Origin of the sequence: Leifsonia xyli subsp. cynodontis DSM 46306 (genome assembly GCF_000470775.1) — a bacterium.
GTDB classification, from domain to species: Bacteria; Actinomycetota; Actinomycetes; order Actinomycetales; family Microbacteriaceae; genus Leifsonia; species Leifsonia cynodontis.
Window position 1 is genome coordinate 1,069,077 of the sequence record NC_022438.1, and the last position, 23,136, is coordinate 1,092,212.

The following is a 23,136-nucleotide window of genomic DNA, read 5'->3' on the forward strand; positions in this document are numbered from 1 at the left end:
CCCGGCCGCCGTCAGGCCCGCGCCGCGAGCTTCTCCCTCACCTGCCGCTTCGCGCGGCTGAGCAGGGCCGACATCCCGCGGATGCGCAGCGGCGACACCGCCTGTGTGAGCCCGAGCGTGCCCGGGAAGTCATCCGGCACCGCGAGCGCCTCGGCCGCGGTCAGACCCGCGAGACCCTGGACGAGGATGGAGGCGAACCCCCGCGTCGTCGGCGCCTCCGGCGGCGCGGCGGCGTGGAGCTGAACGATGCCGTCCGCGTCCACCTCGACGAAGATGAAGACCGGCGACTGACACTCCTCCACCCGCTCCAGTAGATCGGGATGGTCCCGATAGCGCTCCGGCAGCTCGGGCAGCCCGTCGGAGAACTCCAGCAGCAGCTGCAGGCGCTCGTTCTGCTCCAGCGCCCGAAAGTCGTCGCGGATGCCCGCCAGCGTCCCGGTCAGCTCGGTCATTGCACGCCGCCCGGCTCGGTGCCGGTCACGATCGGCACCCGCACCGCCGAACCCCATTCCGTCCACGAACCGTCGTAGTTGCGGACGTCTTCGAACCCGAGCAGGTGCGTCAGGACGAACCAGGTGTGGCTGGAACGCTCGCCGATGCGGCAGTACACGATCACCTCATCGCCCGGCGTCAGGCCGGCCTCGCCGAGGTAGAGGGCCTCCAGCTCGGGACGTCGCTTGAAGGTGGCGTCCGGTGCGGCGGCGCGCCCCCACGGCACGGAGGCGGCGGACGGGATGTGACCGGCACGGAGCGCTCCCTCGGTCGGATAGCCGGGGATCTCGGTGCGCTCGCCGCTGTACTCCTCGGGCGAGCGGACGTCGATCAGCGGTTTGCCCCGGTGGGCGAGCACGTCGTCCTTGAAGGCGCGGACACGGGTGTCGTCCCGTTCCACCACCGGGTAGACGGCCGGTCGCGCCGCCGGGGCCTCACGGGTGAGCTCCCGGCCTTCGGCGATCCATTTGTCGCGGCCGCCGTCGAGGAGGCGCACGTCCTCGTGGCCGAAGAGCGTGAACACCCACAGGGCGTAGGCGGCCCACCAGTTGCTCTTGTCGCCGTAGACGACGACCGTTGTGTCGCGGGCGATCCCCTTGGAACCGAGCAGCTCCGCGAAGCGCTCCGGGGAGACGTAGTCCCGGATGACCGGGTCGTTGAGGTCCGTGTGCCAATCGATCTTCACCGCGCCCGGGATGTGGCCGGTCTCATAGAGGAGCACATCCTCGTCCGACTCCACCACGACGAGGCCCGGCGCGCCGAGCTGCGCGGCCAGCCACTCCGTGGAGACCAGGCGCTCGGGGTGGGCGTAGCCGGCGAACGCGGGCGACGGGTCGGCGGCGATGGACATGATGGTTCCTCCTCCGGGATAAGCTGAGACCTTGCGACTGAAGGGATGCCCTCCAAGGCTACGCGGCCGTGGAGGGCTGCAGGACGATCCCTCTCCAACTTCGACACAAAAGGTGCGCATCCCCCATGACGCTCGAGACGACCGGTTCGCTGCCGCGCCTCGCGGACCGTTCACCGCAGATCACCGGCGCCGAGATCGTGGCCAGCCTGGTCCCGCCGTCCCAGTTCGAGCGCGCGAGCTTCGCGTCGTACCGTCCCGACCGCAGCTACCCGTCGCAGTCCGAGGCCGTGGCGGCCCTCAAACTGTTCGCCACATCGTGGGAGCCGCAGCGCCCGGCCGGCCTCTTCAGCCGAAACCGCAAGAAGATCGCCCCGACGCAACCCGGCGTCTACCTCGACGGCGGTTTCGGCGTCGGCAAGACCCACCTCCTCGCGGCGCTCTGGCATGAGGCCCCCGGCCCCAAGTACTTCGGCACCTTCATCGAGTACACCGCCCTGGTCGGCGCCCTGGGCTACGCCGGCGCCGTCCGGCTGCTGCGCGGCTCGGCCCTCCTCTGCATCGACGAGTTCGAGCTCGACGACCCGGGCGACACCATGATGATGACCCGGATGCTCGGCGAGCTCGTCGCCTCCGGTACCCGCATCGCCACCACCTCCAACACTCCGCCCAACGCCCTCGGCGAGGGGCGGTTCGCCGCCAGTGATTTCCTGCGCGAGATCCAGTCGCTGTCCGCCCATTTCCAGACCCTCCGCATCGACGGCCTCGACTACCGCCGCCGGGACACAGCCGGCTCCTCCGTGACTGTCTCCGCCGACGAGTACGGCCGCGCGCTGGGAGCGCTCGCCGCCCGCGGCGAGACCGCGACGAGCGACTCGTTCGACGGCCTCATCGCCCACCTGGCGACCGTCCACCCCTCCCGCTACATCAAGATGCTGGAGGGCGTGGACGTCATCGGCCTCTCCGATGTGACCGTGCTGCACGACCAGATGGCTGCCCTGCGTCTCGTGGCGTTCATCGACCGGGTCTACGACGCGCAGATCCCCCTCATCCAGACCGGTGTCCCGCTCAGCGAGGCCTTCGACGACGAGATGCTCGGCGGGGGATACCGGAAGAAGTACCTGCGCTCGGCCTCCCGGATGATCGCGCTGACGGCAGGGGAGCTGCCGCCCGCGGCGTAGAGCGGATCGCCGGGCGTCTCCCGCCCGATCGGGAGTGTGCTCCCGTCTCCCCGAAACACACTGTTTACACTCATCGGCAGCTCGTAACAGACCCGAAACACGCAGATGCGACCCCCGAAACGCGACGCGGTGAAACTGGCGACAACCCGAAGCGCCCTCGATACGGGAACTCCTCCCGCCGGGCTTTGCACAGAGAGGTTGGGATACGCATGGTGTTTCACACAGCAGTGGACTACGCAGCGGCAGGGACCGTCAACTCCCTGTGGCTGCTCGTGGCCGCAGCCCTCGTCCTGCTGATGACGCCGGGCGTCGCCTTCTTCTACGGCGGCATGGTGCGGGCGAAGAGCGTCGTGTCGATGATGATGATGAGCGTCGGAGCGATGGCGATCGTGGGCGTGCTCTGGGTCGTCTACGGGTACGGGCTCGCCTTCGGCACGCCGCTCATCCCGCACGTCCTCGGCGCACCGGACTGGTTCCTCGGCAGCCTGATGGGCAAGGACGGGATGACCCCCGATCTCTCCGGGCTCGCCTTCGCCGGGTTCCAGGCCACGTTCGCGATCATCACCGTCGCCCTGATCTCCGGCGCGATCGCCGACCGGGCGAAGTTCGGCGCGTGGATGGTGTTCGCCGCGATCTGGGTGACGGTCGTTTACTTCCCGGTCGCGTTCTGGGTGTTCAACCTCTCCCAGGGCTGGATCGCGAGTGTTCTGCACGTCAACGACTTCGCCGGCGGCACGGCTGTCCACATCAACGCCGGCGCGGCCGGGCTGGCGCTTGCGCTGGTGCTCGGCAAACGCGTCGGGTTCCAGAAAGGTATGAGCAAACCGCACAATGTGCCGCTCACCCTCCTCGGGGCCGCGCTCCTGTGGTTCGGCTGGTTCGGCTTCAACGCCGGGTCGGAGGCCGCGGTGGACGGTGTGGCCGCCCTCGCCTGGATCAACACGCTGGCCGCTCCGGCCGCCGCGACGATCGGGTGGCTCGTGGTCGAGAAGGTCAAGGACGGCAAGCCCACCTCGATCGGTGCGGCATCGGGTGCCGTCGCCGGTCTGGTCGCGATCACTCCGGCGTGCAACATCCTGACGCCGTTCTGGGCCATCCTGCTCGGTCTCGTCGCCGGTGCGGTGTGCGCGATCGCGGTGGACCTGAAGTTCAAACTCGGTTTCGACGACTCGCTCGACGTGGTCGGCATCCACCTCATCGGCGGTCTGATCGGAACGCTGTGGATCGGCTTCTTCGGCTTCACCCACGTCGACGGTGACGCCTCCAAGCCGTTCTCCAGCCTGCTCTACGCCGGCAGCTTCGCGCAGCTGGGCGCGCAGGCGATCGGCGCGTTCGCGGTGCTGATCTACTCCTTCGTCCTGGCCTTCGCGATCGGCGCTGTCATTCAGCGGACGATGGGCTTCCGGATCAAGAACGAGGACGAACTCGCCGGTGTCGACACGGTCGTCCACGGTGAGGAGGGGTACTCGCTCGAGACCGTCTGAGACGGAGCGCGCAGAATGGCGCGGACGCGTCCGTCGCCGAGCACATCCGATGCGGTGAGGGAGAGATCTCCCTCACCGCATCGGCGCGGGCGGGCGGCCCCCAGCCCGGGCACGACCGCGGGCCTCAGACTGCTTCGCTCATTCGCATCGACGGACTTGCCCTTTCGTGCGCCCGCGCCCGCTAAGGTTGGGTGCTTGCACAGAGCGGGCGGCTAAGGAGCGGGATGGCGGCGACCAGTCAGCAGGTGGACGCGCTCCTTCTGGTCGTCTTCGGGACTCTGACGCTGCTGGCCGTCCCCGGTCTCGGCTTCCTCAGCGGAGGTCTCGGCGGTCGCCAGGGCGTCGCACGCGCCGTTCTGTTCGCTCTCGCCGGGACCGCGGTCGTCGTTCTCCTCGGCGTCGCGGGCGGTTCTGGGACGCTGACCGGCCAGGCCCTCGTGCCGCACCTGCTCGGCCATCCCGACCCGTGGCTCGCCACCGCCTCGAAGCAGGGCGTCTACGGTCTCGCGCGGGCCGGGTCGGCTCTCGCGCTCTGCGCGGTCGCGATCTCCGTGCTGGGAGTGGCGGTGGCCTCCCGGATCACCCTGCGCGCATGGCTGCTGTTCGCGGTGCTGTGGTCGGCGCTCGTCCTCGGTCCGGTCGGCTACGGGGTGATGGCGCTGAGCGACGGCTGGGCGGTCGCGGGTCTGGGAGCGATCGACTTCGGCGGCGCGCTGCTGGTGCTCGCGGCGGGCGCTTCCGCCTCAGGGGTCCTCCTGGCATGCGGCCGGGGCGAGCATCTCGCACCCGGAGCGCGTAACCTCCGGCTTGTCGCGATCGGCGGCGCTCTCCTCCTCGCCGGCTGGCTCGGACTCACCGCCGCTTCGGAGGGCGCGGTCGACTCCTACACCGCGCTCATCGTCGTCAACTCGTTCCTCGCGTCGGCGGGAGGCTGCCTCATGTGGCTGCTGGTCGACCGGGTCTTCCTGCGCCGCCCGACGATCGCCAGCGCGTTCTGCGGCGCCTTCTCCGGTCTGGCGGCCATCACCGCGGGCTCGGGCGTCCTCACCCTCGGCTGGTCGTTGCTGCTCGGCGCGCTCTCGGCTCTCGCCTGCGCCACGATGGTCGATGTGGCCGCGCGCGCCCGGTTCGGGGCGGCCATGACGGTCATTGTCATCGCGACGGTCGCCAGTCTGGTCGGCCTGCTCTTCCCCGGGCTCTTCGCCAGCGGCGGAGGGATGGTGGACAGCGGCAACTTCGACCTGTTCGTGGCCCAGGCGGTCGCCGGCCTCTCGGTGCTCATCGGCGCGTTCCTCGTCTCGGCCGCACTCGCGCTGGCGCTGCGGTTCACGATCGGGCTCACCCGGGTCCGCTCCGCCGCCGACCGCCCGGAGCGCGATCGCGAGCCTCCGGCCCAGCACAGCGACGGCTGAGCCCGATCACGCATGACGAACCGTTAACGCGCGCCGCGCGCCGCGCCTCCTTTCTCACTACAGTTGCCGCATGCCTGAGGACTGTCCGCTCGACTTCGAGACCCGCCAGATCCATGCCGGAGCCGTCGTCGACGCCGAGATGAACGCGCGTGTCACCCCGATCTACCAGACCGCCGGCTATGTCTTCGACGACTTCGCCGACGGTCAGGACCGCTTCGCGGGCCGGGGCGGACGGGCCTACTCGCGCAACGAGAACCCAACCAATGCGGTCGCCGGCCGCCGCCTGGCCGATCTGGAGGGCGGTGTCGACGGGATCGTCGTCGCCAGCGGGCAGGCCGCCATCGCCGCCGCGATCTCTCGGCGCTCGCGGAGGCCGGCGATCACATCCTGGTGACCCGTTCGCTCTACGAGGGGACGCGGGAGATGTTCCGCGGGGTCCTCAAACGGCAGGGCATCGCCGTCGAGTACGTCGCCGACGATGCCGGAGATGAGGAGTGGCTGGCACGGTTCCGGCCGCAGACCAAGGCCGTCTACACCGAGACGCTCCCGAACCCGCTGAACCAGGTGACCGACATCGCGCGCCTCGCGCGGCTCGCGCACACCGCTGGGGTGCCATTGATCGTGGACACAACACCGTCCCGACCCCCTATCTGTGGCGTCCGATCGAGGACGGCGCGGACATCGTCATCCACTCGACCTCCAAATGGCTCGCCGGGCACGGTTCGGTCATCGGGGGAGCGGTGGTGGACGCCGGCCGCTTCGACTGGGCGCTACACGCCGACCGGTTCCCCCAGCTCGCGGAGCCGCCGCATCCGGGCGCGGGCTCTTTCGTGGAGCGCTTCGGTCCCGGAGCCTATCTCGCCTACCTCCGCAGCGTGATCGTGCTCGAGTACGGTCCGACCGTGCCGCCGACGAGCACGTTCCTCCTGCTGCACGGCATCGAGACCCTCTCCGTGCGCATGGACCGGCATGTGGCGAACGCGCAGGTCGTCGCGGAGTGGCTGCACACGCGGCCCGAGGTCGCGCGTGTCCACTATCCGGGCCTCGCGGGTGACCCCTTCCACGAGGCGGCTGCGCGCTCCCTCCCGAAGGGCGCTGGTTCGATCGTGTCGATCGACCTCTCCGGCGGCCGGGCAGCCGCAGCGCGCTTCATCGACGCCCTCCGGCTGATCACGCCGATGACGCACATCGGAGATGTCCGCACGCTCGCCATCCATCTCGCGAGCACCATCCACGCGAAGCTCAGCGAGGAGGAGCGGCGGGAGGCCGGGATCGGCCCCGGGCTCGTGCGCCTGTCGATCGGCCTCGAGTCGCTCCGGGACCTGCTGGCCGACCTCGAACGCGGCCTGGCGGTGGCGGGGGTCTGAGGAAGACGGCGGTCGTCAGCCCGCCGCGGACGGCAGCCCCGTCCGGGCGTCTGGCTCGGCTCGGGCTCCGGACTGCGCCCGGGCCCCCGGCTGCGCTCGCGCTGCCGACGCGACGGTGGCCGCGATCCTCCGCACGGCCTCCACAACGGTCGTGGGGTCGCACGCGAGGTTGATCCGCGCGAAGCCGCGCCCTTGTTCGCCGAAGGCGATCCCGGAGTTGAGCGCGACCCGTCCTTCCTCGACCAGCACCCTGGCCGGGTCGTCCCCGAGCCCGGTCGAGCGGAAGTCGAGCCACACTAGATAGCCGGCATCGGGCCGCAATGCGCGGACCGATGGTGCGTGCTCGGCCAGCTCGGACTCCAGCAGCCCCACGTTCGCGACCACCCGTTCGAGCAGCGCATCGCGCCAGCCCAGACACGAGAGCGCGGCGACATTGGCGTGCAGGCCCAGGATGCTGGTGCGCGCCGCGAGCTCCTCCGGCAGCTGCGTCAGCAATGCGGCGCTGGCCGTCTCTGCGGCGACGACGACCGCGCATTTGAGCCCGGCCAGGTTCCACGCCTTGCTCGCGGAGGTCACGGTGACCGCTCGGGCGCCTGCGGCGCGGGCGACGGGCGCGAACGGGGTGAAGCGGGCGCTGGGGTGGGCGAGCGGCGCGTGTATCTCGTCGCTCACCACCAGGACGCCGTAGCGGGCGGCGAGGCGGGCGACCGTCTCCAGCGCCGCCCGGCTGTGGCATCGGCCGGTCGGGTTGTTCGGGTTGCAGAGGAGGAATGCATCCACCCCGGCCGCGAACGCCGCCTCGATCGCGGCGAGGTCCAGGGTCCAGCCGGCATCCTCGCGCAGCGGGACCGTGACCGCGGTCGCGTTCGCCTCCTCGATCATCTCGAAGAACGGCGGGTACACCGGGGGCGTGATGAGGACCCGGCCGCCGGTCTCCGGCAGCGCGAGCCGCAGCGTCTCGACGACGCCGACCGTCACATCCGTGGCGAGATGCACCCACTCCGGATTGACTTCCCAGCCCCACGAATTCCATGCGAAGTCAGCGAACGCCGGCGCGAGCGGCCCGGCCGAATCGAGGTAGCCCGTGTCCGAGTTGCGCAGCGTCTCCGCCACCCGGTCCAGGACGGCCTGCTCGACATCGAAGTCCATCTCCGCCACGAACATCGGCAGGACGTCCGTGGGGTAGCGGCGCCACTTGATGCTCGATCGCGTCGCGAAAAGCTGCTCCAGCGGGCGGGCGGGACGGAAGGCCATGGTCATAGGCTGCCGCAGCGGCCGCCGAAGCGCGAGTGTCCGCGTCACGGAGCGTAAGGATCGCCCAAAATGAAGAAGCCCCGAGACTGCTTGGGTTCTAACGGTCGTTGCAACACCTGGACTTTCTGGGAGTTGTAACGACCGTGGCCCGTTTAAGGAGCTATTCGAGGGATCGACGCTGTTTCACGCAGGCTGATAAGGACGCGTTCTTCGCGTTGTTCGAGGCGTGTGGGAGCATCACGATCGCGGCGCGTGAGTTGGGGTTCAACCCGGCGACCTGCGGGACGTGGGTATGGAAGGCCGGCCTGCGCAGCCAGGGGAAAACCGGGACTGGTCCGCATCCAGGAAAGGAACGCTACTTCCAGTTGCGACGCGATGGCATCTCGCGTCGCGAAGCAGCGGCTGCCGTCGGGGTGAACATCCGCACGGCACGGGATTGGGATAACGGTGTCCGGAAGACCGCTCATCGCCGCTATTACCCAGATGGTCGGGTCGTCGATTACAAAACAGGTATGACGACGTTTCTTGACGGCACCGAGACAATCTCGCCGGCGGCGATCTTTCAGCTGGAGAGGAAGCTCGATCCGCGGTTCCTTTCGCTGGAGGAACGTGAGCAGATCCGGGATCTCCTCCGCGATGGGTTGTCACTGCGGAGCATCGCCGCCCAGCTGCGGCGGTCGCCATCCACGATCAGTCGGGAAATCTCCCGGAACCGGTCCTCGACCGGGATCTATCACCCCTTCGCAGCACATCGCTACTCGGCGAAGCGTCGCCCACGGCCAAAGCCGCGAAGACTGGTGACAGAGCTGCGGTTGCGTGCTTTCGTTGAGTCGAAGCTGGCGTTGCGGTGGTCTCCCGAGCAGATCACTCGAGCCCTGATCCGTCAGTTCCCGGACGACGTTGGGATGCGAGTGGCGACCGAGACGATCTACCAGACGCTCTATCTCCAAGGACGCGGCCAGCTGCGCCGTGATCTCGCGACAGCGCTGCGTACCGGGCGCGCACGTCGCCGACCGAACCGGGGAACCAACGCACGTCGTTCGCGGTTCGTCGACCCGATGCTCATGATCTCCGAGCGCCCCGCTGAGGTCGCTGATCGTGCTGTTCCAGGGCATTGGGAAGGCGATCTCATCATCGGCGCTGACCACGCCAGCGCGATCGGCACCCTCGTCGAGCGAACCACCAGGTTCGTGATGCTCGTCCACCTCCCGACCGACCACGCTGCCGAGACCGTCCGCGATGGCCTCATTCGGACGATGAGCGGCCTGCCGGCCGAACTGAAGAAGTCGCTGACCTGGGACCAGGGTGCGGAGATGGCCGCCCACAAGACGTTCACGATCGCCACCGACATGGACGTCTACTTCTGCGACCCAGCCTCGCCCTGGCAGCGCGGTTCTAACGAGAACACGAACGGGTTGCTGAGGCAGTACTTCCCGAAGGGCACCGACCTCTCACAGCACTCGCCCGCGGACCTTGCCCGAGTCGCACACGAACTCAACACCCGCCCACGCAAAACGCTCGGCTGGGAAACCCCAGCCCAGCGCCTCGCTAAACTACCTACCAGCTAATCGTCGTGTTGCAACGACCACTAGAATCCGCCCTGCCGGCGGGCGAGGCGGGGGTCTGCGGTGGGCGATACCGGACTCGAACCGATGACCTCTTCCGTGTGAAGGAAGCGCGCTACCAACTGCGCCAATCGCCCGCTTGTTCGCACCCGGAAGACCGGTTGCTAGATTCGATCCTAGCCGACCGCGCGGCCCGAATGCACATCGGGCGCGGTCGTCCGGACATGCCGGGCGCGACACACCCGGACGCCGCAGCTGGTTTTGTCATCGGGCTGAGGATCGGCTAAAGTCGTTCAAGTGCCGCAGGAGACTGTGGAACGCAATGCGGATGTAGCGCAGTTGGTAGCGCATCACCTTGCCAAGGTGAGGGTCGCGAGTTCGAGTCTCGTCATCCGCTCGAGTCAGTCTAGTATCTTCGTATCCTGGGCTTCTCATATACGGTACGGTTTACCCGTGTTGTGGCGTTCGGTGGATTGGCCGAGAGGCGAGGCAGCGGCCTGCAAAGCCGTATACACGGGTTCGAATCCCGTATCCACCTCGACCCTGTGCGAACAGGTTCTGGGCGATTGGCGCAGCGGTAGCGCGCTTCCCTGACACGGAAGAGGTCACTGGTTCGATCCCAGTATCGCCCACCAAAGAAACCCCTGATAAATCAGGGGTTTTCTTTCGTTTTCGGGTCCAGAAAGCAGCGCCCGCGGGACATATGCGGGACATGTTCTACCGCGGACGAAATGGCACCAATGAGTGCGTTTTCGGCTGGTATGCGAGCGAGGCGCATTGCTGGGATGTGGGCGCGAGGAGTGGACCGATGAATTTGGTTGTGGGCGACGGGTCTGGCTCACGGAGCGAACGGCTCACCGGGCCGATGGCTGGCCGCGTGCCGGTTCCTGCTGAGAGAAATACCCTTGAGTCCCTGCAAGAGAAGGATGTCCGTGCCACTGAGGAAAAAGGCCCAGCCCACCACGAAGTCTCTTGAGGCCACCCTGTGGGATGCGGCTGACGAGTTGCGCGGCAAGATGGACTCGGCTCAGTACAAACATGTCGTGCTCGGGCTGATCTTTCTTAAGTATGTTTCGGACACCTTCACGGTTCGTCATGACGAGTTGGCTCGGCTGGTCGATGACCCAGACTCGGATTACTTCATGCCGACGTCACAGGCAAAGCCTTCGGTGCTGGTTGATCGGTACGAGTACACCGCCGAGGGCGTCTTCTGGATTCCTGAGTGCCATCGCTGGGAAGACCTGCGTGCTGCCGGACAGCAGGCTGATATCGGCTCCCGGGTGGACAAAGCGATGGAGGCTATCGAACGGGAGAACCCGAGCCTGCGCGGGGTGCTGCCGAAGAACTACACCCAGCGAGAGGTTAGCGCCGAGTCCATCGGCGGGCTCATCAACACCTTCTCCCGGCACGACCTGGCCGCGGCCGAGTACAAGGACCTTGACGTGCTGGGCCGGGTGTATGAGTACTTCCTGGGAAAGTTCGTCTCGAACGAGGGCAAGAAGGCCGGGGAGTTCTACACGCCACGCTCCGTGGTGAGCCTGCTCGTCGAGATGCTGCAACCCTTCCACGGGCGGGTGCTTGACCCGGCGTGTGGCTCGGGCGGCATGTTCGTTCAGGCGGAGAAGTTCGTCACTGCGCACGGTGGCTCCCGCAACGACATCTCCGTGTTTGGGCAGGAGTCGAACCCGACGACGTGGCGGCTGGCGAAGATGAACCTCGCAGTGCGCGGCATCGAGGGCAATCTCGGCCGGGAGTGGGCCGACTCGTTTCACGCGGATGCGCACCCGGACCTGCGCGCGGATTTCGTGATTGCGAACCCGCCGTTCAACGACTCCAAGTGGGGCGGGGAGCGGCTGCGTACCGACCCGCGCTGGGTGTACGGCGCACCGCCTGCGCAGAACGCGAACTACGCCTGGTTGCAGAACCTCCTGTGGCACTGCGCACCGACCGGGACCGTGGGGACGGTGCTCGCGAATGGGTCGTTGTCCTCCCAACAGAATGGCGAGGGCGCGATTCGGCAAGCGATGGTCGACGGCGATGTGGTGGAATGCATCGTCGCGCTGCCGCCGCAGTTGTTCTACGGTACGCAGATTCCGGTGTGCCTGTGGTACCTCACAAAGAACAAGGACGGCTCGGGGCTGGTGGGTAAGACGCCGCGTATCCGCCTGCGGGAGACGCTGTTCATCGACGCCCGCTCGGTCGGATTCATGGAGACCCGGACGGTGCGGGCGTTCTCCAATGAGGATGTCGACCGGATCGCCGACACCTACCACGCCTGGCGCGGCACACCCACCTCTGCCGGGCAGACCTACGAGGATGTGCCCGGATTCTGTCGGTCGGTCAAGACATCTGAGATCGCTGAGCACGGGTATGTACTGACGCCAGGCCGTTATGTCGGTGCCGAGGCCGTTGAAGACGACGGCGAACCGCTCGACGAGAAGATTTCCCGACTAACAATGGAAATCCGCGAAGGCTTCACCCGCCGCGCCGAAGTGCAGGCTGCCGTCCTCGCCGCCCTCGACTCCCTGGAGGCGGGCGATGGGTGAGGAAACTACGAATGGCGGAGTTCTCGCTCGGGGGATCGCTGGTGTGCTGCTCAGGGACGTTGGTTGAGGTGTGACGCGATAGATGGGTGAGGACCTCCCGGTCGAGAGTGGGGCTGTCTAGTTTCCCTGCACTCGATGACTTAGGAGGTCCTCGTGACCCACGCTAATGCTGCTTTGACTCCTCGCGAATGCCTCCGCCTGGCCCGCCAAGTCGTCGACGACGGCTGGTCCGTTGCTGCGGCGGCGACCTACTTCCGAGTGTCCTGACGCACCGCGGACCGATGGGCTCGTCGTTACGTGGAGATGGGCGAGGCGGGAATGCTGGACCGTTCGTCACGGCCGCATCACAGCCCGAACAAGACCCCGCGAAGACTGGTCCGCAAGGTCGTGCATCTGCGGTGGAAGAAGCGGCTGGGACCAGTCGGTATCGGCGCCCAGCTCGGCATGCCCGCCTCGACCGTTCACACGGTCCTCTCCCGGTGCCGGATCAATCGGCCCAGCCACGTCGACGTCCGCACCGGCGAACCCGCCCGCCGCTACGAGCACGAGCATCCCGGATCGATGATCCACGTCGACATCAAGAAACTCGGCAACATCCCCGACGGTGGCGGCTGGCGCTACGTCGGACGTCTCCAGGGAGAGCGGAACAAGGCCATCACCGCGAAGCGGACCGGGAAACACGGGATCACCGGCGACATGATCACCGGCACAGCGTTCGTTCATACCGTCATCGACGATCACTCCCGTGTCGCTTACGCCGAGATCCACGACGACGAAACCGCCGCCACTGCAATCGCTGTTCTGCGTCGAGCGGTCGGCTGGTTCGCCAGCCGTGGCGTCACCGTCGAACAGGTGCTCTCCGACAACGGCTCCGCATACCGCTCATACGCCTGGCGCGACGCTTGCGCCGAGCTCAGCATCCAACCGAAACGCACCCGGCCCTACCATCCGCAGACGAACGGCAAGATCGAACGCTTCCACCGCACCCTCGCCGACGGCTGGGCATACGCCCGGCACTACAACTCCGAATCAGCCCGCCGCAACGCACTCCCGGCCTGGCTGCACTCCTACAATCACCACAGGCCCCACACCGCCATCGGCAGCCAGCCACCCATCAGCAGATTGACCAACGTCCCTGAGAAACACAGGCTGTTCCCGTTCCGATGATGGCACCGTCGTCGCCGTGTACCCGGATGGTCGATCCCGGTTCCGCCGTTCCGGTGATCGTGGAGCCGTTCGAGGGGTCGACGACCGGCGCGATCGGCGCAGTGGCATCGCTGAAGACGACCTGGGCGGTCGCCTCGGCGCGGCGGCCGTCGAGAGTGAAGGAGAGCGTCGCCGTCCCCTCCGCCGCTCCGGTGAGCGTCGCGGTGTAGGTGCCGTCGCCCCTGGCCTTCGTCGCACCAATCGAACCCGCGTCGGTGGCGATCACGACGGTTCCGCCGTTGCCTTGCAACGGGTTGCCGTCCGCGTCGAGCAGCCGGACGACGATGGTGGACTCGGCGGTGCCGTTCGCGGGGATCTCGGCCGGGCTCGCCTCGATCGTCGACGTCGCGGTCGAGGCGGGCCCCGCTTCGAACACGAGGGTTTGGCTCACGCCGATCCGCGTTCCGCCGATGAACGCTCCCGCGGCATAGCTGCCCGCTGTCGCCGAGGTGAAGGTGACCTCGCAGCTTCCGGTGTCGTCCGTCTGGCAGGTCGGAGAGGAGACGCTCACCGGCTCGTCGGACGTGAAGCTGATCGGGGTGTTCGCGACCGGGTTGCCGACGCTGTCCCGGGCGACGACTTTGGCCGTGTACGCGTCGGAGCGGTCGGCGGTCACCGGCCCGGACGGGGTGACGGTCCAGTAGGAGTTGTCGGCGTCCACGGCTTCCGCACTGAACTGTACCTGGCGGGGCGAGCCGCTGAGCTCCGTGCCGTCGATGCTCGCACGAACGCCGAACATGGCGGCGTTGGTCGAGGTGATCGTGATCTCGGCGATGCCGGTGGCCGAGGTGACGGCCGACCCGGCGGAGGCGGTCGCTCCGGGGTCCACGATGAAGTCGACCGAGACGCCGGAGACCGGGTTGCCGGTGGCGTCTTTGACCGTCGCGGTCGCGATGTGCTGGGCGACGCCGTCGGCGAGCACCGCGCCCGTGGTGGTGGTGAGGGTGGAATCGGACGGATTCGTCGCGCCGGCGACGAAGGCGACGGAGGACGGCGAGTCTCCGATCTCCGATCCGTCGACGGTCGCCGAGACGGGGTAGACCCCGGCTGTCCGCGTGGTGACCGTCGTCGTCGCCTCGCCCTGCGCCGAGGTGACGACCTCCTGCCCAGAGCTGGTGAGTCCGTCGGCGAGACCGAATCGCACGGTCGCGCCTTCGACCGTATGGCCGTCCGCGTCCCTGATCCGGGCCGTCAGCGTGTGGGTCTCAACGCCGTCCGCGATCCGGTCTCCGACGGTCACACTCAGCGTGGAGAGGGTCGGGTCCGGGTCGCCGCCGACGAACACCGCCGGCGCCGGGCTTCCGCCGATGTCGACGCCGTCGATGCGGGCGTGGACGGCGAAGCTGCCGGGGGTGGTCGAGGACACCCGGACGCTTCCGGTTCCGTCCGCGTCCGTGACGATGGTCTGCGCACTGAGCGCGGCGCCGGCCTCGACGCTCAGCTCGACCACGGCTCCGGCGATCGGATTCCCCTGGCCGTCGGCGGCGGCGGCGGTCTGCGCGTCGCTGCCGTTGGCGAGCCGGTCACCGTAAGGGTGGATTTCGCGGTGTCGGGCGCTCCGACGGTGAACCCGACATTCTGGGGGCTGGACCCGAGGTCCGTTCCACCGATCGACGCCGTGACCCGCTTGCTGCCGGGGGCGGTGGCGGTGATGCTCACCGAGGCCTTCCCGTCCGCGCCGGTCACGGCGGAGCCGGAGCCGGTGGCTCCTGCGACGACGAAGTCCACGGTGACGCCATCCACGGGGTTGCCCTGTGAGTCCCTGGCGGTCACGGTGGCGGTGTGAGCGTCGACACCGTCGGCGGTCCGCAGCCCCGGGCTCACGCTCAGGGCAGAGTTGGCGGGATCGACCGGTCCGGCGACGAAGGTGAGGCTCTGCTCGGCGCCCACCGGGCTCGAGCCGAGTTCCGCACGGATGGCGTAGGTCCCGGCCGTGGTCGCAGTGAAGCCGATGGTGCAGGTGCCGCTCGCTCCGGTCGTGCAGCCGGAGGCGGTGGCCTTCAGTCCGGCTGGAGCCTCCACCGCGAACACCGCATCCTGCACCGGGTTGTCGTTCGCGTCGCGCGCTGAAGGTGCCGGTGTACGCGGCCGTGCCGTTCGCGGCGATCGGGCCGCTCGGGGACACCCTCCAGAACGAGTTCTCCGCGGTCGCGGCGCCGGTGGAGAACTCGACGGTCACCGGGGAGCCGCCGATGGCGACACCGTCGATCCGGCCGGAGACGGTGGCCTTTCCCGCGGCCGTGGAGGTCACGGTGATCCGGGCGATGCCGTCCGGTCCCGTGGTGGCCGTCGTCGCCGACGGGGTGGCCCGGGCGGAGACCGCGAAGTCGACGTTCACCCCGGAGACCGGGTTGCCGTTCGTGTCCGTCACGGTCGCGGTGACGGTCTGCGGGGTGGTTCCGTCGGCGGGGACGGCTCCCGCGGTGGCCGTCAGGGTCGAGGCGCCCGGATCGACGGCTCCGGCGGCGAAGAGCACCGTTCCGGCCCCGGGGACGGCAGCGCCGCCGATCGTGGCGCTGACGGTCTTGTCTCCGGCGGTGGTCGCCGTGATCGAGATGGAGGCGACGCCCGCGCCGTCGCTCACGACGATTCCGGACCCGCTCGCTCCGGTGACCGAGAAGGCCACGAGGGTCTCCGGGACCGGATTGCCGTGTGCGTCCCGTGTGACGACGGTGGCGGTGTGGGTCTCGGTGCCGTCCGCTCGCCGGTGGACAGGGCGAGCGCCGATCCCGCCGCCGATGCCGGGCCCGCGACGAAGGTGACATGCTGGGGGCTGGAGGCGACCTCGGCGCCGTCGACCATGCCGACGATCGCATAGCTGCTGGCCGCTGTCGAGGTCAGCGTGATCGTCGCGACCCCGTTCGCCGCCGTGACCGCCGTCGTCGACGACGCCGTCACTCCCTCGGGCACCGAGAACGAGACCGGAGCGCCCGCGACGATGTTGCCGTTCGCATCCTTCACGAACACCGAGGCCGTGTGCTGGTCGACGCCGTCGGCGATGCGGTCGCCGGGGGTGACGCTGAGCACCGACTGGGCGGAGGAGGGCGGGCCGGAGACGAATTCGACGGTGCGGGTGGCCGCAAGCACGCCGGTCGTGTCGTCCCCTTCGTACAGGGTCACGGTCTTGACACCAGAGGAGGTGGCGGTGATGGCGATCTGCGCCTTCCCCTCGCTGTCGGTCGTGAGCGCGCCGCTGCCGGTGACGGGGTTCCCGTTCTCGTCGTTCGCGGTCAGCGTCGCGGTGTGCTTGGCGACGCCGTCGGCCGGCTGGGTTCCAGGGCTGGTCTCGAAAGTCGATTTCGAGATGTCGATCGGCACGATCGAGAACATGATATTCTCGGGGTCGCCGATCTGCTTGTCGTCCTCTCCGACCGTCGCTGTGATCGGATAAGTGCCGGGGCGCTTCGACGTGAGAGGGATCGTCGCCACTCCGGACTCGTCGGTCGTCGCGGTCACCACCCGCGGTCCGGCCTGTCCACCGGAGGAGACGTCGGCGGGGAGGACGAACGACACGACCGCGTCCTTGACGCCCTGGTTCAGCTCGTTGCGCACGGTCGCGGTGGCGTTGTGCTCCGTGATGCCATCGGTCGGACGGGCGTTGGCGGTGACGCTGAAGGTCGAGTTGCCCGCGATGGGCGCGTCGTTGTCGTTCACTGTCACCGCGATCGAGGGCAGCACGAGGCCGTCGAACTCCGGGTCCGCCGAGCTGACGGTGGTGGCGAGGGTCACCGCTCTGGTTCCGTCGACGATCAGGTTGTCGACGGCCGAGACGGCACCGGTCACGGTGGCCGCCGTCGAGCTGAGCACGAGAGGGCTGGGGGTGAGGGCCGCATCTCCGCTCGGCGTGAAGGCCGGGGTCAGGGTCACGTCGCTGGCGGGCGCCTTGGTCGTGGCCACCGTGTAGGAGTCGACCTTGCCCCCCTCGGTCACGGTCAGGGAGGTGGGGGACGGGCTCAGCGGCGAGACGTAGGTCACCGAGTGGTCGATCTGCGGGCCGTCGAGGCCTTGGTCGCCATTGTCGGGATCGACGGCGAAGTTGGCGGGAGCCCGGGTGGAGTTGGACGCACGGTCTTGGACGTTGCCCGCTTTGTCGTCGATCGAGCCGGCCGGGATGCTCAGCATCACCGTTCCGGAGGAGTTCGCCTTCGTCACCACGGTCCAGCGAGTCGGCGTCTGCTGCGTGATCGAGACGATGGCGGGGGAGGCCGCGGTCGAGCCCGCGAAGGAGAAGTCGCTGCTCACCAGACCGTTCGACCCCAGCGGCTCGGAGGATTTGCACCTGGAAGGTGATGTTGCGGAAGGAGGTCGGGTCCTCCTGGCTGTCCGCCTCTTTGACCCAGGTTTGTGGCGGGCAGCGATCGGTTCCGGCGATCGCGGCCGTGCGCGAGTACTGGCTTGATTTCCCGAGCGCGTCCATCGTCTGAAGGCGGACCTGTCCCGCCCCGCCGGTGTAGGGGAGGGAGACGGTCTGGCCCCAGCCGGCGGCACTGGCGATGCGCACCCGTCCGAGGTACTGTTCGAGGCCGTTGCCGTCGCCATCGGGCTGGTTCTGTCCGGCGAAGACATCGACGGCCATGGGATAGTCCGTGGACGACCGCCCATTCGGTCCGCCGGTCGCCGGGTCGTTGATCTGCAACTGGAGGGTGCAGGCGGGGCTGTCCGGCACGAGGGCGTTGCTCGGCCAGGCCGTCTTGGGCACGTTGTTGGCGTAGTAGGTCTTCAGCGGGTTCTGGTCGTTGTCGTTCTCGGCGGACGCCGCTGTCGAACCGCCGGAGCGGAACATGGTGTTGTGGTAGACGGAGACGATGGTGCCAGCCTCGCGCCCCAGGTAGATCACACTGTTATTGCCACGGTTCCATCCCGTGAAGGTGTTGTCGGCGAAGGTGGTTCCCGTGCTGTTGGTGATCCGGAGATTGTTGACCGGGATGTTGTTGCCCCGCCACGCGCCGACGCCGGTCGGCACGCTCTGCGCGCCCGGGCCGACGATATAGCTGTCGTTGTTGAAGTCGGATCGGTCGACCGTCACGCCGTCGATCGCCAGGCTCGGCTGGTTGTTGTTGTCGAGGAAGCCGAGCTGGATCATCCAGATCGTGTTGAACCTGACGGCGGAGATCGTGGTGTTCTTGGTGCCGCCGACGATGGTCACCGCGCGCTCTGCGGGGGAGGAGTTCGGCGGATTGCCGATCGCGCCGTTCTGGATCGTGGTGTTCTCGGCCCGGGCCCCGATGTAGATCACGCCCTCGTTGGAACTGATCGAGCTGAAGTTGCGCAGCGATTCGTTCTTGCCGCTGAAGACGAACGCCACGGCCGAGGGGGAGCCGTCGGCGACGATGTAGGTGCCGAGCCGGTCCTGGAAGTCCAGGGTCACCTGCCCCTGCACGTCGAACCAGGCGGAGGTGTCGCCGTCGACATAGTTGCCGGCCTCGGCGACCATCCCCGTCCCGTTGGTGATCATCGGCTGCGTGTTGTCGGGGTTGTTCTGGGTGTTGGTCGACCCATCGGGCCCGTTCGGCACCCCGGACCGGGTGTGCAGCATGATGCTGCCGGTGGGGGCGAACGACCCGTTCGCCTGCCGGAGCGAGGCGGCGGGCGCGATCAGCACCTTCGTGTCCGGGTTCGCCCGGTTCAACGCGTTGGCCTCCTGGATCGCCGCGTAGAGGGTGCAGGTGCCCTCCCTCGTGGCGCAGGCGCCATCGCCCGGCGATGTGTCGGAGAGCATCCGGACATCGTCGATCAGGAAGGTGCTGTCGTACGTCGCCGTCACGGGCTGCGCTGTCTCGGCCTGCGCCGCACCGGGCGCCGTGGTCGCGGCCGAGAGGCCGGCGCCGAGCAGTGAGAAGGCGGCGATGGTCGCGAGAACGGCGCCCCGGGTCCCCCGGTCAGCGCGTGGATGCCGTCCACTGTGATCTCCTGGGGCTACTTCGCTCGCGGAGCGACCGCGTAATCGACGGTGTAGCCGTCGGCGGTCTTGCCGAATCCCAGCCGGATCGAATAGGTGTCGTTGGCGAGGGAATACACCCGGTCGCTGCTGGTCTTGCCGGAGGTGCCGATGATCGCGTAACCCTTGTCGGTGAGCTTGGTGAGGGCGCCCTGCTGCTCGTCTTCGCTCTTTACGCTGACCTTCGCCGTGCCATCGTGACGCGCGCACCGGCTTCACCGTCTGGTCGCTCTACGGCGAGACCCAGCGCCCCACCCCGCGGATGCTGAGCGAGGTGGATGTGCTGCTGTTCGACCTCCAGGATGTCGGCGTGCGCTTCTACACCTACATCTGGACGCTGTACCTCGCGATGGCGGCGGCGGGGGAGCGCGACGTCGAGGTGATCGTGCTGGATCGGCCCAATCCTCTCGGAGACCGCATGGACGGGCCGGTCCTCGAACCCGCTCTGGCGTCGTTCGTCGGACTGCGGGAGATTCCGCTGCGGCACGGCCTCACGGTGGGGGAGCTGGCGAGGCTGTTCGCCGGGGAGTTCCTCGCGCGTCCGCCCGCGCTGCACGTCGTGCGGATGTCCGGCTACGACCCGGCGCGCCATCTCGACGGCTACGGCCTGCCGTGGGTTCCTCCCTCGCCGAACCTCCCCACGCGGGAGAGCGCCTGGGCGTACCCCGGAACCGGCCTGATCGAAGCGCTCGACGCCTCGGAGGGGCGCGGTACCACCGTGCCGTTCCTGTGGGCGGGCCACTCCTGTCTCGACGAGGTGGCCGCGGTCGCGCTGGCGGACGAGCTGAACGCTCGCGAGCTCCCCGGCGTGCTCCTCCGGGCGATGATGACGACCCCGGCGGCGGGAAAGCAGTCCGGGCTGGTGTGCGGCGGCGTTCAGCTGCACGTCACCGCCCCCGACGCCTTCGACGGGCTCCGGACCGGACTGCGCCTGGTCCAGGCGCTCGCCGCGAGGCCGGGCGTCGGCTGGCGTGAGGAGACCGACCTGTTGCCGTCCGGTGGCGGGAAGGCGGAGACCGTTCCCTGGATCGACCGGCTCACCGGCACGGCGGACGTGCGACGGTCGCTGGCGGCGGGGATCGCGCCCGAGACGATCGCCGCGGGCTGGGGCGACGGGCTCGCAACGTTCCGCGAGCGTGCGCAGCCGCACCGGCTGTATGCCCTCCCGCCCCTGCCGTCCGCTGACCGGCCCGCCCGATCCGGGGGCGGAACCATTCCCGGCTAGAGTTGACGCATCCCTTTCGACATGACCTTCTAGGAGTGGATCAGGTGGCCGACGGCTTCGAGCTCTTCACCGACCGTTCCGTTGTCGCGATGCGCGTCAACGGTGAGCTGAAGGATCTCGTGACCGCCGTCACGACGACCGATGTCGTCGAACCGGTCACCATCGACTCTCCCGACGGCCTCGCCATCCTGCGCCATTCCACCGCGCATGTGCTCGCCCAGGCGGTGCAGGCGGTCAACCCGGAGGCGAAGCTCGGCATCGGCCCGCCCGTCGCGGACGGCTTCTACTACGACTTCGACGTCGCCGAGCCCTTCACGCCGGAGGATCTGAAGGCGCTCGACAAGGAGATGTCGCGCATCCAGCGTGCGGGCCAGCGGTTCGTCCGCCGGGTCGTCACCGACGATGAGGCGCGTGGGGAGCTCGCCGGCGAGCCCTACAAGCTGGAGCTGATCGGCTTGAAGGGGTCGAGCGCCGAGTCCTCCGACGTCGGTTCCGACGAGTCCGTCGAGGTCGGCTCGGGCGAGCTGACCATCTACGACAACGTCGACCCCAAGACCGGCGAGACTGTGTGGAAGGACCTCTGCCGCGGTCCGCACCTGCCGAACACCCGCATGATCGGCAACGGCTGGGCGCTCACCCGCGTGGCGGCCGCTTACTGGCGTGGGTCGGAGAAGAACCCGCAGCTCCAGCGCATCTACGGCACCGCGTGGCCGAGCAAGGACGAACTGCGCGCGTACCAGACCCGCATGGAGGAGGCCGCCAAACGCGACCACCGCAAGCTCGGCGTGGAGCTGGACCTGTTTAGCTTCCCCGACGAGATCGGCTCGGGCCTGGCGGTGTTCCATCCCCGGGGCGGCATAATCCGCAAGGAGATCGAGGACTATATGCGCGATCGGCTGATCGCGAACGGCTACGAGATGGTGAACACGCCGCATATCACCAAGGCGCACCTCTTCGAGACCAGCCAGCACCTCAACTGGTATCGGGAGGGGATGTTCCCGCCCATGCACCTCGACGAGGAGCGCGACGCCGAGGGCAACGTCACCCGTCAGGGCCAGGACTACTACCTGAAGCCGATGAACTGCCCCATGCACAACCTGATCTTCCGCTCGCGCGGGCGCAGCTACCGCGAGCTGCCGCTGCGGTTCAGCGAGTTCGGCACCGTGTACCGCTATGAGAAGTCCGGCACGCTGTCCGGGCTCACGCGCGTGCGCGGTCTGACCCAGGACGACGCGCACATCTACGTGACCGAGGAGCAGATCCGCGACGAGGTCGCCCGCCAGCTCCAGTTCGTGCTGGAGACCCTGCGCGGCTACGGCCTGACCGACTTCTACCTGGAGCTCTCCACCAAGGACCCGGAGAAGTACGTCGGCAGCGACGAGAGCTGGGAGACCGCCACCGAGACGCTGCGCGAGGTCGCGGTCGAGTCCGGGCTGGAGCTCGTGGACGACCCGGGCGGCGCGGCGTTCTACGGACCGAAGATCTCGGTGCAGGCGCGCGACGCGATCGGCCGCACCTGGCAGCTGTCGACGGTTCAGCTCGACTTCAACCAGCCGGAGCTGTTCGAGCTGGAGTACAGTGCGGCCGACGGCACCCGCAAACAGCCCGCGATGATCCACCGGGCTCTGCTCGGCTCGATCGAGCGGTTCTTCGCCATTCTGCTTGAGCACTACGCCGGGGCTTTCCCCGTGTGGCTCTCACCGGTTCAGGCGGTCGGCATCCCGGTCGCCGACGCCTACGGTCCATTCCTCGACGACGTGGTCGCGCGGCTCCGCGCCCGCGGCGTGCGCGCGGAGGTCGACCACTCCGACGACCGGATGCAGAAGAAGATCCGCACCCACACCAAGGCCAAGGTGCCCTTCCAGCTGATCGTCGGCGAGGAGGACGCGAACGCCGGGACCGTGAGCTTCCGCTTCCGCGACGGCACGCAGCTGAACGGCGTGGCGGTGGATGCCGCCATCGAGCGGATCGTGGCGAGCGTCCAGGCCCACGAGCTGGTCGACACCGCATGGCCCGCCTGAGCCTGGACGACTACGCCGGCCGCGCCGGCGAGGGCGACGAGACCCCGCGCACCGATTCCGTGCGCGTGGACGACCCGTCGTGCCTCGCCGGGGTTCCGGATGAGTTCCAGCGGTTGTGGACCCCGCACCGGATGGTCTACATCCAGCGCGGTCAGCAGCCCGGCGCGGACGACTGCCCGTTCTGCGTCGCGCCCAGCCTGAGCGACGAGGACGCCCTGATCGTCGCGCGTGGCGTGTACGCCTATGCTCTCCTCAACCTGTTCCCGTACAACAGCGGGCACCTGCTGGTCTGCCCCTACCGGCACATCGCGACCTACGACGAGGCGACGCCCGAGGAGGTCGCCGAGATCGGCAGCCTCACCCAGACGGCGATGCGCGTCATTCGGGAGGTCTCGCGCAACGACGGCTTCAACATCGGGATGAACCAGGGCGCCGTCGCCGGGGCGGGCATCGCGGCGCACCTGCACCAGCACATCGTGCCGCGCTGGGCGCAGGATGCGAACTTCCTCCCGATCATCGCCAAGACGAAGGCCCTGCCGCAGCTGCTCGGCGAGGTGCGCACGGCCATCGCGGACGCCTGGCCCGCGTAGCTCGCCGT

The 23,136-nt window shown here is 68.4% G+C and carries 17 protein-coding genes, 4 tRNA genes and 5 pseudogenes; 17 read left to right on the forward strand and 9 right to left on the reverse strand.

Going from position 1 to position 23,136, the window contains the following annotated elements:
- Positions 1-11: 11 nt before the first annotated feature.
- Positions 12-452: a SufE family protein gene (locus tag O159_RS05055; protein ID WP_021754670.1), complete on the reverse strand. Its 441-nt coding sequence runs from the start codon at positions 450-452 to the stop codon at positions 12-14.
- Entirely contained in the window at positions 449-1,342 is an 894-nt protein-coding gene (locus O159_RS05060) for a sulfurtransferase (protein WP_021754672.1), read from the reverse strand. Before O159_RS05060 ends, O159_RS05055 begins: the two co-directional genes overlap by 4 nt.
- Positions 1,343-1,467: 125 nt before the next feature.
- Between O159_RS05060 and zapE the strand changes: the two genes are divergently transcribed.
- The 6 genes and pseudogenes from zapE (at position 1,468) to O159_RS05080 (ending at position 6,783) form a co-directional block, all read left to right on the forward strand.
- The gene (zapE, locus tag O159_RS05065; RefSeq protein WP_021754673.1) at positions 1,468-2,520 is read left to right on the forward strand and encodes a cell division protein ZapE; all 1,053 of its coding nucleotides are present in this window, start codon (positions 1,468-1,470) and stop codon (positions 2,518-2,520) included.
- 209 nt (positions 2,521-2,729) lie between these two features.
- A complete protein-coding gene (locus O159_RS05070) occupies positions 2,730-4,004 on the forward strand; it encodes an ammonium transporter (protein WP_043993533.1) in 1,275 nt (424 codons plus the stop codon).
- Between the two features lie 224 nt (positions 4,005-4,228).
- Positions 4,229-5,416 (forward strand): ammonium transporter, encoded by a 1,188-nt coding sequence (locus tag O159_RS05075; RefSeq protein WP_021754675.1) that lies wholly within the window; start codon positions 4,229-4,231, stop codon positions 5,414-5,416.
- A gap of 70 nt (positions 5,417-5,486) precedes the next feature.
- On the forward strand, positions 5,487-5,810 hold the full coding sequence (locus O159_RS16245) for a PLP-dependent transferase (RefSeq protein WP_269078378.1): 324 nt from the start codon (positions 5,487-5,489) through the stop codon (positions 5,808-5,810).
- Positions 5,807-5,980, forward strand: a pseudogene (locus O159_RS16250) (PLP-dependent transferase); the annotation flags it as partial. The gene O159_RS16245 and the pseudogene O159_RS16250, both read left to right, overlap by 4 nt.
- Positions 5,911-6,783: a PLP-dependent transferase gene (locus tag O159_RS05080; protein ID WP_269078379.1), complete on the forward strand. Its 873-nt coding sequence runs from the start codon at positions 5,911-5,913 to the stop codon at positions 6,781-6,783. The pseudogene O159_RS16250 and the gene O159_RS05080, both read left to right, overlap by 70 nt.
- A gap of 15 nt (positions 6,784-6,798) precedes the next feature.
- On the opposite strand, the gene O159_RS05085 is transcribed toward O159_RS05080, so the two are convergent.
- On the reverse strand, positions 6,799-8,037 hold the full coding sequence (locus tag O159_RS05085) for a MalY/PatB family protein (RefSeq protein WP_043994040.1): 1,239 nt from the start codon (positions 8,035-8,037) through the stop codon (positions 6,799-6,801).
- A gap of 380 nt (positions 8,038-8,417) precedes the next feature.
- Between O159_RS05085 and O159_RS05090 the strand changes: the two genes are divergently transcribed.
- Positions 8,418-9,605, forward strand: a complete 1,188-nt coding sequence (locus O159_RS05090; RefSeq protein ID WP_456237220.1) for an IS30-like element ISLxc3 family transposase — start codon at positions 8,418-8,420, stop codon at positions 9,603-9,605.
- A 61-nt stretch (positions 9,606-9,666) separates the two neighbouring features.
- On the opposite strand, the gene O159_RS05095 is transcribed toward O159_RS05090, so the two are convergent.
- Positions 9,667-9,739: transfer RNA gene (locus O159_RS05095), tRNA-Val, on the reverse strand.
- 187 nt (positions 9,740-9,926) lie between these two features.
- On the opposite strand from O159_RS05095, the gene O159_RS05100 reads away from it, so the two are divergent.
- The 5 genes and pseudogenes from O159_RS05100 (at position 9,927) to O159_RS05120 (ending at position 13,315) form a co-directional block, all read left to right on the forward strand.
- A tRNA-Gly gene (locus O159_RS05100) sits at positions 9,927-9,999 on the forward strand.
- A 70-nt stretch (positions 10,000-10,069) separates the two neighbouring features.
- Positions 10,070-10,140: transfer RNA gene (locus O159_RS05105), tRNA-Cys, on the forward strand.
- A 22-nt stretch (positions 10,141-10,162) separates the two neighbouring features.
- A tRNA-Val gene (locus O159_RS05110) sits at positions 10,163-10,237 on the forward strand.
- A gap of 297 nt (positions 10,238-10,534) precedes the next feature.
- On the forward strand, positions 10,535-12,148 hold the full coding sequence (locus tag O159_RS05115; protein ID WP_021754677.1) for a class I SAM-dependent DNA methyltransferase: 1,614 nt from the start codon (positions 10,535-10,537) through the stop codon (positions 12,146-12,148).
- Positions 12,149-12,301: 153 nt separating this feature from the next.
- Positions 12,302-13,315: pseudogene (locus O159_RS05120) on the forward strand (IS481 family transposase).
- On the opposite strand, the gene O159_RS15645 reads toward O159_RS05120, so the two are convergent.
- The 5 genes and pseudogenes from O159_RS15645 to O159_RS05135 all read right to left on the reverse strand — a co-directional run bounded on the left by O159_RS15645 (position 13,263) and on the right by O159_RS05135 (position 17,956).
- Entirely contained in the window at positions 13,263-14,894 is a 1,632-nt protein-coding gene (locus O159_RS15645) for an Ig-like domain-containing protein (protein WP_236609566.1), read from the reverse strand. The pseudogene O159_RS05120 and the gene O159_RS15645 overlap by 53 nt on opposite strands.
- Complete coding sequence (locus tag O159_RS05130) at positions 14,792-15,244, reverse strand: Ig-like domain-containing protein (protein WP_407929764.1); 453 nt, start codon at positions 15,242-15,244, stop codon at positions 14,792-14,794. Before O159_RS05130 ends, O159_RS15645 begins: the two co-directional genes overlap by 103 nt.
- A pseudogene (locus O159_RS16765) lies at positions 15,227-15,409 on the reverse strand (hypothetical protein); the annotation flags it as partial. The pseudogene O159_RS16765 and the gene O159_RS05130, both read right to left, overlap by 18 nt.
- A gap of 166 nt (positions 15,410-15,575) precedes the next feature.
- Positions 15,576-15,998: pseudogene (locus O159_RS16770) on the reverse strand (Ig-like domain-containing protein); the annotation flags it as partial.
- On the reverse strand, positions 15,935-17,956 hold the full coding sequence (locus O159_RS05135; protein ID WP_081689819.1) for an Ig-like domain-containing protein: 2,022 nt from the start codon (positions 17,954-17,956) through the stop codon (positions 15,935-15,937). The pseudogene O159_RS16770 and the gene O159_RS05135, both read right to left, overlap by 64 nt.
- A gap of 395 nt (positions 17,957-18,351) precedes the next feature.
- Between O159_RS05135 and O159_RS05140 the strand changes: the two genes are divergently transcribed.
- From O159_RS05140 to O159_RS05160, 5 genes and pseudogenes are all read left to right on the forward strand, one after another.
- Positions 18,352-18,585 (forward strand): hypothetical protein, encoded by a 234-nt coding sequence (locus O159_RS05140; protein WP_021754682.1) that lies wholly within the window; start codon positions 18,352-18,354, stop codon positions 18,583-18,585.
- 213 nt (positions 18,586-18,798) lie between these two features.
- Positions 18,799-19,011: a hypothetical protein gene (locus O159_RS05145; protein ID WP_144267573.1), complete on the forward strand. Its 213-nt coding sequence runs from the start codon at positions 18,799-18,801 to the stop codon at positions 19,009-19,011.
- Positions 19,012-19,497: 486 nt separating this feature from the next.
- Positions 19,498-20,517, forward strand: a pseudogene (locus tag O159_RS16775) (DUF1343 domain-containing protein); the annotation flags it as partial.
- Positions 20,518-20,561: 44 nt separating this feature from the next.
- Positions 20,562-22,538: a threonine--tRNA ligase gene (thrS, locus tag O159_RS05155; RefSeq protein WP_021754685.1), complete on the forward strand. Its 1,977-nt coding sequence runs from the start codon at positions 20,562-20,564 to the stop codon at positions 22,536-22,538.
- The gene (locus tag O159_RS05160; RefSeq protein ID WP_021754686.1) at positions 22,526-23,128 is read left to right on the forward strand and encodes an HIT family protein; all 603 of its coding nucleotides are present in this window, start codon (positions 22,526-22,528) and stop codon (positions 23,126-23,128) included. Before thrS ends, O159_RS05160 begins: the two co-directional genes overlap by 13 nt.
- The last annotated feature ends 8 nt before the right edge of the window (positions 23,129-23,136 follow it).

Bases quoted from the DNA above. Each gene is read 5' to 3' on its own strand.
- O159_RS05055 (WP_021754670.1), bottom strand. From the start codon at position 452: ATGACCGAGCTGACCGGGACGCTGGCGGGCATCCGCGACGACTTTCGG.
- O159_RS05060 (WP_021754672.1), bottom strand. From the start codon at position 1,342: ATGTCCATCGCCGCCGACCCGTCGCCCGCGTTCGCCGGCTACGCCCAC.
- zapE (WP_021754673.1), top strand. From the start codon at position 1,468: ATGACGCTCGAGACGACCGGTTCGCTGCCGCGCCTCGCGGACCGTTCA.
- O159_RS05070 (WP_043993533.1), top strand. From the start codon at position 2,730: ATGGTGTTTCACACAGCAGTGGACTACGCAGCGGCAGGGACCGTCAAC.
- O159_RS05075 (WP_021754675.1), top strand. From the start codon at position 4,229: ATGGCGGCGACCAGTCAGCAGGTGGACGCGCTCCTTCTGGTCGTCTTC.
- O159_RS16245 (WP_269078378.1), top strand. From the start codon at position 5,487: ATGCCTGAGGACTGTCCGCTCGACTTCGAGACCCGCCAGATCCATGCC.
- O159_RS05085 (WP_043994040.1), bottom strand. From the start codon at position 8,037: ATGGCCTTCCGTCCCGCCCGCCCGCTGGAGCAGCTTTTCGCGACGCGA.
- O159_RS05135 (WP_081689819.1), bottom strand. From the start codon at position 17,956: ATGGGCGGTCGTCCACGGACTATCCCATGGCCGTCGATGTCTTCGCCG.
- O159_RS05160 (WP_021754686.1), top strand. From the start codon at position 22,526: ATGGCCCGCCTGAGCCTGGACGACTACGCCGGCCGCGCCGGCGAGGGC.